The sequence below is a fragment of the Enterococcus plantarum genome, from assembly GCF_001730295.1.
Classification (GTDB): domain Bacteria; phylum Bacillota; class Bacilli; order Lactobacillales; family Enterococcaceae; genus Enterococcus_L; species Enterococcus_L plantarum.
Genome location: NZ_MIKA01000023.1, coordinates 261,055 through 270,544 on the forward strand (window position 1 = coordinate 261,055; position 9,490 = coordinate 270,544).

Consider the following 9,490-nt stretch of genomic DNA (forward strand, 5'->3'; position numbering starts at 1 on the left):
AATAATGAGGCACCTTTACGAACAATCGTCAAATCACCATTTTGCTCTACTTATACGCGTTTGACCGCTGAAATTATGTTGATATTATGTAATCTAAACATAGTTCCAAGATCGTATGCTGATAAGTTTGCCAGTTTAACATTTTCTGGAATCTTCTGCCAGTTATCCATTAAAATAATCGGTTGTCCATCCACATTTTTTTTATTCTCAGGATTTCTTCATTTTGCGATCCTTAACACAGTGACCTATGTCCCTCAAAAAAAGTAATACGATTAAAAATCACAAAACAATGATTTGACAATTATAGATAAATCCGACAATGATTCCCCCCAAGACATAGTTCTGAATTTGATCCGAAGCACTCTTCGGCGCTAGATTCCCTTTACTCGAAATATTCATTTGTATCTTCTGTATCAGCTCTTTAATAAAAACTTTAAAATAGATTTTTGGACAAAAAATAATTGAAAATATGTTTTTGCCTTACTAATTTTGACATTACTAATATTTTTTATTGGGATATTTTCCAAATCTTCGCCACTACTAAACAATCCTCCTTCGGGTATTTTTATTTTTACAAATTTTTCATTTACATCGACTTCTCCCATTTTTTGGGAAATTGATTTACCCTAAATTCCATTTTTTACTCTCCAAAATAATTTTAATAACCTTATTTACCATCTAACTGTAAAAAATTGATGTAAAACATCCTTTAACTCTATATTTCAACTGTTTTGTGTAAGTACAAAAAATCGCAAAAAAAAGAATAAGTGAAGATTGGAAATCCAATGGCCACAGACTCTTTATGTTTTGTTATTATTTTTATATATTAGCTCTATTTAACAGTTGATAAATAGATGAGTGGTTCACTTTTATTACTTAACAATACTATTTTAACATGATATCAAATTTACTCAAGTATAATCTTCATCTTCTTCTTTGGATATTAGAATGCTTAAGGTATTTATAGGCAGTCGAAGGTTTCATTCCACACATTTCGGCAATAGTATCCACAGATAGAGTATTTAATTGGTATAATCGAATTAACTTGTTTTTTTGTGATTTTGTAACTGGTGGTCTCCCCAATACTTTTCCTTTTTCTCTAGCCTTTTCTAAGCCGATTTTTACACGTTCTCGAGTATTTGATACCTCGTACTCGTTAAAACTACTTAAAATTTGAAAAAACATTTTACCACCTATAGTGGAAGTATCTATGTGGTCTATTAAGCTAATGTAGTTTACTCCTAATTCTAATAAATCTTCAATGGTATTTACCAAAGTTCTAAACTTTCGACTTAACCTATCATTTTTAAATACTATAAGATAAACCGTATTATTTTTATCATTTGCTAATTTTTTTATATGGACTAACATTTTTTGGAATTCTATTCTTTTATCATTTCTTCCACTACCATGCTCGCTATAGATATAATTGCAATTTTGTTGCTCCATCATTTGTATCTGATTTTCTAGTGACATTTCTTGCTTATCATCTGTTGATACCCTGCAATATCCTATCCTAACTATTTTCTTTTCCACTTTCTTTTTCTTTACCATATTGAAACCTCCTAGTGATTGATATACTTGTATTGTAAGTTTCAATCATCAGAAAGTTTCAAAAAAATTATTTCCTATGTTCCTTGCATTTTAAATATAAAATCAATAAATAAACCTGAAGTCAATAGATAAGACATTATTGTTAAGAAAATCAGCAAGAAAATTAGATACCCACTACTATCTAATCCTTCAGTTTTGTATATTAAATATCTTGTTGTGCTAAAAGATTTAAATGAATCTATCTTAATAGTAATCATTCTGAATAGCAATAAAAATATTAATAAAATCTCTAGTATTGTAATTAAAAGCCCTCCAAACATATACACATGAGGCCAAGCTTCCTCTTGATTAGATATCAAGAAGCTTACACTAAAATTAGAAGGGATTTTAGAAATTAACGTTGGTAATATTTTAGCACTATAATAAGTATAAAATGATAATAAAATTCCAGAAATGCAATATAATAACGTACTTCGTTGAATTTTATTAGTAAAAGCAGAAACACAAATAAAAAATGTTCCACTACTAATAAAAAAGACACTGATTCCATATATAGTAAATTGGATTGCATCTTGATATACCCTTAATGCAAGTATTCCAGCTACTATAGCAACTAAGATAACAATTATAATTCCCCAAAAATTATCATCTGATATAGAAGAAGATTTTCTTCTTTTTTTCTCTGTAAATGAATATTTTGGTGATTGAATTATTTGGTACTCCAAACCTATTTCTGGTTGTTTTCCTAGTAATGATTGTAACTTTACAAGAAAATTAGAAATACTTGAAAAATATTCTCCGCATTTATTTAATACCTTACGAAAAAACAGAAAAATCAAACTTGTAATAACACCTGTAACAACACCTTCTGGCACTACTTTAATACAACCCCAAAACCAAAGAAAAATATCTTGTAAAACTTGCATTTCTTACGTTCCTCCTCTTAAAACCTTCCCTAAAACATAATTTTCATAGAGATAACTAAAATCAAAACAACTTTTAAAAAACATAACTCGACAGATAGTTGATGATATATACAGAAAACCAATGAATATTATTATGTTAAGCATCATTGGTTTTCACCTCTATGAATATTCAATAACCTTTTATTCCATTTTAATATGCTCTATGAAAAATAATTTTTTATCAATTATTAAGAAAATTTCTCAACGTAAATTGTATAGATATACTGATTTTTGACTTTTGAAATTTTTGTTATTATTTTATATTGTGAATGATTAAGGACATCTTCCGAAACTAATGTACTTGAAGCTATTTCATTATTTTTCAAAAAATTACTTTTAAGTTCTTTTTTTGAAGGATTTTCCATAATTAAATTTGACAAGCTACTGGATTTATTGGCTCTGTATATATAATTAACTATTTTATCCTCTGATAATTCAGAAAAATTGAATCTTCTCTGATAGTATATATCTTTATTTTTGATATGCTTATCTATCGAAGCATCCCACTTTATCAATGGTACCTGACCTAGATAAGGAACTTTAATGTAATTAAATTTCAAATAAAAAAATCCAACTACTACTAAAATAACTGTTAGTAAAAATATCCATTTCTTCTTTTTCATAGACAACCTACTTCAGTGAATTATTTGAATTGATTACATTTAACAAAAATTCTGCAAACACTTTTTGTTCTTCTACACTCATATCTTTATATGCACCACCGTTAATAAAATCAGTATATTGCTGTTGTAATATTGCTATTCCTTCATTATATGAGCCATTTCCTATATTCGTTACAAATTCTTCTGCTCTATTCGTTTTTCCAGTTGTTAATTGATTAAAATATTGATTCATAGCTTCTAAAGAATTAGTAGACTCTGAAATTCTATTAAATATGTTAACACTATCTAAATCTGCACGATAATCATCATTTCCTAAACTTGGCTTAGTTCCAGGTATCCCTGCAATATCTCCAATATACCCAGAATTATTATTTAATCCCCCTACTCCATTAAATAAACCAATTGATTCCCCTAAAGAATCTTCTAACATAGCGTTATTCATGTGTGAAGCTATGATAGCAGCCATATGTGAAAAATCAACTTTATTATTAAATTGGTTAAATAAATCTATATACCTTTGTTGTTCATTCTCAGCTAAATTATTCCAATTTATTGTAGTATCTTTTCTAATATTGTTATAATAATCTACAGGATTTTGATAGTTTCCAGCACATAACGTGTATTGATTCAGGAGCATTTTTTCTAATGCATCCAACCTTTCCTTTGTTACTCCTAAAAGTCCTAAAGAAACTCTCCATTCAGAAGTAAGTCCAGCTGTGTAACTCCACATCACTAATTTTTTAGGAGTATTGGCATAAGCTGGTGATGCAAGCAACTGCCAAAATAATTTATTTGCTTTATCCGTTCCATACTCTTTTTTTAATTTTTGATAAATATCCATTAATAATTGGCTTTCTTCATTACTAAATCCAAATTGAGTCTCTAAATTTCGTAGTAATTTTTGCTCACTAGTCATATTTTTTTCTTGATAACTTTTCCATCGCTCATTAATAGTATTTTTCCACGATAAATCTTTTGGAATTGAAAACGTTCCTGTTGCCTCATTCCATGCAGTTTTTGTTTGAGCTAATCCAGTATTCATAGCACTTTGCAAGCTAGAGATTTCAGAAAATATTGAAGGTGAACTTGCATTAAATGCTAATAATTTACGTAATTGCTCTTCTAATTTTTGTTTGGAAGCACTATACATCCCAATTAACATCGAGTTAGCTATTAATTGAAATGTTTTTGTAATATCAGGAGTTTTTGATGAATTAATATCTTTACGGATATCTTCCGCTTGATTCAGTAATCTATCTGCTCTTCTAATCTTTTCTTCTAATTCAGATTGTTTTAAATCCCCACTATCTACTTGAGAAATATATTCTTCTGGAAATTTCTTCACTGCTTTTTCTACTGCTTCAGATAACAGTATCCCACCTTGTGCTAAAGGATACAACACCGATTGAAAATAGTCTTTTGCCGAATCATACGCTTTACCTGTTAAAAATGGGGCATTTAAAGTAAAATCATTGATTGCTTTTTGCAATTCTTGATATCCTTCTGCTTGCGATTTACACATGGTAGATACACTTGATGCTTGACTTTGAGAAGTAGAAACATACATATCAACACTCATTATTTGCTATCCTCCTCTGCTAACGCTTTTCTTTTTTCATAACTGATATCATCTAATTGGTTCAAAACTTTCTTTTTTTGTATACGTAATTCTTCCTCATCATTTTCCAAATACTCCATTACTTGCCTTGATTTTTGAGAAAATTCATCAAATACTGATTTAAAAAAATTTCCTTGTTCATTTTTATCAAACTGATAACAGACATCATCAAAAAAATGCCTTGCTTCGTAAAAATGTTGGTCATAGCTTTCTTTGACTCTCTTTACTTGATTTACTTCACTCGATAGTGTTTCTTCTTTTAAATATAATTGCTTTTCTTCTTTTTGAATCTCTTCTAATTTTCTCATTTTCCTAAACCACCTAAAGGTTTAAAAATAGTGTTTGCAACGGTTTGGTCTAAAGCTTCAAAATCCTTTGCTACACTTTGGAGATTACTAGATGCCAAAAACACCGCCTGAGCTATTTTAGTAGCAGTTTCTTGAGCTGTAGTAATGGCTTCTTGTGCATTATCGTTACCTACCACTGTTGTTTGAGTATCGCTATTTATGTTAGATTGCTGTATTAACTTATCGGTTGCATTTTTTAGTGCAGTAGCCTTTTGGCTTGCTCCAGCTAAATCACTTTGTATTGCCATTAATTATTCCTCCTTAAAAAACTAATTGTAATAAAATTTTATCACACATATCATTTTGATAATAGTTAAAATTTACTTAATAGTAATTATTTATTGCATAAATTACTATGTCTCATTTTATAGACTTTATAATATTCTAATTTTTCTTACTTATAATGAATATTTTAGGAATAAAAAAAGTGGTTGCGAATGATCATTCGCAACCACTAACTTTTATCAAATTTAGGAAAATATCTATTTACAAATATATCCATTTTTCTTTTTGATATTTTGTAGTCTTGTTTTACTTTGCTAAAATCCCCACCATACTCTGCAGAATTGATATATTTATAGGCTTTGTAATACTTATTCAATGGCTTCTGTTTAAAGTATTCTTTCTTTAATTTAAAAAAATAAGTTTTAGTAATTTCTTCTTCAACCAAATAGTCTTTAATGCTATATTTCCTATTTTGCGCCAACCTATCATAATACCTATCAATTAGATAAAATTCTTCCGAATAATCTTTTTTCCTACTAATTTTTCTTGTACTATAAAGCCTTCTTCTAGTTTTTTCACTGGTTGCTTTGCTCTGTTTGGGTAAAAATATTTTTAATTTACAAATTCCCGCATTATCCTTTGTTTCAATAGCATATATGTTCAACCTTTTTTCAATCGATTCGATATCTTGATATTTCTTAGTTGATTTTTTATTATTCGGAATTTCTTCCCACTTTGCATATTCTCGATAAGCATTCATAAATGCATAATACAATATTGTGCCCCAACCAACATTGGGATAATAATATGCTTCTTTCCCTTGTAATTCACTATCAAACTTTATTTCAGAGAGTTCCTTTATTGGTTCATTATCCTCATAAGCATCCTTAATAATATCAAAACTCTCATCTTTTAATAACTCTTCTATCGTTATTCTTGCTAACAAAAAATAATACAAAAGTAGATAATAATGTCTATCATAATAACTTTCGCAAAATTTTTTTGCTATATCTATAGTCCCATTTTTTTCTACATAATTTTTAGTTAGATAGAATAAATCATGCAAATAGAAATGCAAATTTTGAACAAAATTCATACAAAACTTGCTTTAATAAAATAAGGATGTTATCGTTATTTAATTTCAAAAAAACTATATTATCAATGGTTTTCATAAAAATAACCACCGCTGGGTAGGCGGTGGAAATGAGTTCTTTTTACTTGAGGAGTAAAAATGAAAAAGTGTTTTGTTTGGGTTTGTTATTGGGTATGAGTTAATAATAACCGCAAGGTTTGAAGAAATTATGCCTAAAACATTTAGGTTTTATTTAGAATGCTTAAGAAATAGTAAATTAGTTCCTAATTAAAAAAGCCAATAATAGCATCAAACGATTTACATTCGATAGTATTATTGGCTTATCTTTTTTACTTAGGCGTTACGTAAGCTAACGTATTCGCTGTGTCTTTATCGATTACTCTAAATGAAACGATTCCTAAACCAGCGACATTCATTTCGGAGATTAAAATAGAACTATCTTCATAAACATGTTCGACAAATGCTACATGTCCATACGTTCCATCAGCACCCGCTACTGTCGGTTGGAAACTAACGGCTGTTCCTGCTTTAGGTTTACTAGAAACCTCATAGCCATTCGCTTTACCTGTTGTACCCCAGTCCATTCCGTTGCCCATCGTTGTTTCGACAGAACCATCTAATTGAACGATGCGATTGTAAACATATTGTGTACAGTTTCCTAGTGCATATGCTTCTGAACCAGAATACGTTTCACCAGCATAATCTTTGAAGTCACTATCTGGATGACTATCTGAGACAATGATGCCACTTGTTGATGTAGATGGCTTTTCTTTGTCATATTCAGTCAAGTCATATTCTTCAATAAACGCATTCAATTTTTGGTCATAACTTGTATCTGTTGCGTAAACACCTGTTAAAGATTTTGTTGCTTCGCGGTAGCTCACAGCATTTGACTTCCAAGTACCTGAATAAATTGTTTTATTTGATTCTATACCTTTTTTCATTAATTTAGCATAATCTTCAAATGATTCTTTGTATCCAGGATATTTTTTGAAGGCAGCCTCAATCGTATACCAATTGCCTGATCCATCATCTTCTTGTGTAGAGAAGACAACTTTTTCACCTTTGTATTCCCCTTTGATCCCAAACAGATTATGATATGGCTGTTGACTTAGATCACTATTGCCAGAACCAGTTTCTAAAATAGCTTGAGCAATCATCACTGAAGCATATAAATCATTTTTTTGACCTACAGCACGGGCTTTTTCACCGATCCGACGAATAAATGTTTCAGTCGGTTCATTTTTTACAACCTTGATATTTTCATCTAATTGGGCTTCCGTAGGTGCATGATCAACGATTTGCTGTACAGGTTGCTCTTCCGGTGCTGTTTCGACAGGTGCAGTTGGTTGCGGAGCTACAGGTACTTCCTCCTCACTGCTTGCAGGAGGCTGAGCTTCTTCTGAGGACTCTGTACTAGTAGTACTTGATTCAGTTGTGCCAGTCTCTGTCTCAGAAGTAGATGATTCTGTCGTTGTTGTCTCTTCAGTTGAAGAACTACTTTCGGTCGTCTCCATTGTTCCTTCTTCGATGGTACTCGACTCTGACTGGGTTAATTCATCAGCATGACCGATCACTGGTATTAAATTAACACTGAGCAGTACACATACCATCTGTAGTGATAATAATTTTCTTTTCATTCAAATTAGTTCCTCTCACATGTATTAAAGATTCTTTTTTTGATTATTGGAATCTATCACTCATTTTTTTGGCTGATCCCTATTTTTGTTAGGTAGTTAGGTGACTCTGTGGTAATTCTTAAAGCGCTAATTATTGCTTTTAGCAATGTCAGTTTTAAAGCTTCATGTGTGAGAATAACTAGAATCCCTTACTGCTATTAGGGTTATTAGGATGTTCTTCCATCTCTCCACCTACCTTTGTAACGCTAAAAATCTAGATTAACCTTCTATAAGTTGACTTTATTTTACCATAAGTATGAGGGGAAATCTCCTACTTAACTCAAAAGATTAGAAAGTTTCGAAAAAAATTCATGATTCAAGTAAAGAAAGTTCAATATTCAGTAATTATTAATTTTTTTTATTTTCGGTACATATAAATTATTATATTCTGTTTTTTTAAAATTTTATTGCTAGTTTCCTTTTTTTAAGATAGTTGCCCTTTATCTTTATCGATTTTTTTACTTTGATATTGCCAGTTAGTTTCTCTTTGACATTCAGATTGAATTCACCCGCATTTGAAAGTTTAAAGCTAGCAACTTTCTGTTTATTGGGTTTAGCATAAACAAAGCTTTGTCTCGTTGAATTAGAATCAGCAATACTATAATTAATGGTCCCAGATTCCTTCGAATCTTTGGTAGCTGTCAATGTTAATTTATTGCCGTTTTTCTCAATTTTGAGGTTTGCGGAATTACTAAGCTGTTAACATACTTGGACAAGACATTGTTTTTGTCTTCTAGAATAATAGATTCGCCAACTTTTAGATTGATGGTTTGATTATTAAATGTTGGTTTAATATTATGATTTCTAACTTGATTTACTATCTTATTTCTTCAATTCTCAAAATTCGGAATAGTTGTGGTTAATAATTCACCGCCAAATTCAAGCCAAATTAAGTTTTGAGTAATCCGATAATTATCAATAGTAGAGTTTATTTTGTAACCAAAGTATGAAATTAATGAAAGGCGTTCTTTTTCTGCGATAGTTGGTTCTGACGGGGTAAACCCAGAACTACCAGTAAGAAGTGTTCGATGTTCAATGTAAAATAGAGCTTGATTGCCCGCTTTAATCATATGGCTGCCTTCATCGGTCCAGTGCAAACAGCCTAACGATTTGACACTCCATGAGGAAATATAATTTGCAACTTTTTCATAATTTACTGTAACAGCGAATGAAGTAATTGGGGAAATTAAAAAAGCGATTAGGACTGTTAGTATACTAAACAGCGTAATCAGCTTATTGTTTTTCATATTCATTTACTTTGACGTTAACTTCTAATTTTAATCGAAATAAAAAACATACTAAGATTAGAGGGTAAACTTATCGACGGATGAGTTTACCCTCTATTTGCCTATTTTTAGGTTTATAGTAAGGAGTGAAAGGAAGATC

At 30.4% G+C, this 9,490-nt stretch carries 11 protein-coding genes; all 11 read right to left on the reverse strand.

The features are described from left to right. Positions 1-50: 50 nt before the first annotated feature. The 11 genes from BCR22_RS15435 to BCR22_RS15440 all read right to left on the reverse strand — a co-directional run bounded on the left by BCR22_RS15435 (position 51) and on the right by BCR22_RS15440 (position 9,351). Positions 51-194, reverse strand: coding sequence for a DUF421 domain-containing protein (locus BCR22_RS15435; protein WP_167351520.1), 144 nt, complete (start codon positions 192-194; stop codon positions 51-53). Between the two features lie 85 nt (positions 195-279). Next, positions 280-399 carry a hypothetical protein gene (locus BCR22_RS16035; protein WP_420841169.1) on the reverse strand — a complete coding sequence of 40 codons (120 nt, stop codon included), beginning with the start codon at positions 397-399 and terminating at the stop codon, positions 280-282. Positions 400-924: 525 nt separating this feature from the next. Further along, positions 925-1,554 (reverse strand): recombinase family protein, encoded by a 630-nt coding sequence (locus tag BCR22_RS09470; RefSeq protein ID WP_069654678.1) that lies wholly within the window; start codon positions 1,552-1,554, stop codon positions 925-927. 74 nt (positions 1,555-1,628) lie between these two features. Next, positions 1,629-2,480 (reverse strand): hypothetical protein, encoded by an 852-nt coding sequence (locus BCR22_RS09475; protein ID WP_069654679.1) that lies wholly within the window; start codon positions 2,478-2,480, stop codon positions 1,629-1,631. Between the two features lie 227 nt (positions 2,481-2,707). Further along, positions 2,708-3,142, reverse strand: coding sequence for a hypothetical protein (locus BCR22_RS09480; protein ID WP_069654680.1), 435 nt, complete (start codon positions 3,140-3,142; stop codon positions 2,708-2,710). A gap of 7 nt (positions 3,143-3,149) precedes the next feature. Next, positions 3,150-4,721, reverse strand: a complete 1,572-nt coding sequence (locus BCR22_RS09485) for a T7SS effector LXG polymorphic toxin (protein ID WP_069654681.1) — start codon at positions 4,719-4,721, stop codon at positions 3,150-3,152. Beyond that, positions 4,721-5,068: a DUF3958 family protein gene (locus BCR22_RS09490; RefSeq protein WP_069654682.1), complete on the reverse strand. Its 348-nt coding sequence runs from the start codon at positions 5,066-5,068 to the stop codon at positions 4,721-4,723. Before BCR22_RS09490 ends, BCR22_RS09485 begins: the two co-directional genes overlap by 1 nt. After that, positions 5,065-5,355, reverse strand: coding sequence for a TIGR04197 family type VII secretion effector (locus BCR22_RS09495; RefSeq protein ID WP_069654683.1), 291 nt, complete (start codon positions 5,353-5,355; stop codon positions 5,065-5,067). The genes BCR22_RS09490 and BCR22_RS09495 overlap by 4 nt, the downstream gene beginning before the upstream one ends. Before the next feature lie 206 nt (positions 5,356-5,561). Beyond that, on the reverse strand, positions 5,562-6,428 hold the full coding sequence (locus tag BCR22_RS09500; RefSeq protein ID WP_069654684.1) for a hypothetical protein: 867 nt from the start codon (positions 6,426-6,428) through the stop codon (positions 5,562-5,564). Positions 6,429-6,754: 326 nt separating this feature from the next. After that, positions 6,755-8,065 carry a glucosaminidase domain-containing protein gene (locus tag BCR22_RS09505; protein ID WP_083241806.1) on the reverse strand — a complete coding sequence of 437 codons (1,311 nt, stop codon included), beginning with the start codon at positions 8,063-8,065 and terminating at the stop codon, positions 6,755-6,757. An 869-nt stretch (positions 8,066-8,934) separates the two neighbouring features. Then, a complete protein-coding gene (locus tag BCR22_RS15440; protein WP_167351521.1) occupies positions 8,935-9,351 on the reverse strand; it encodes a hypothetical protein in 417 nt (138 codons plus the stop codon). Between the last annotated feature and the right edge of the window lie 139 nt (positions 9,352-9,490).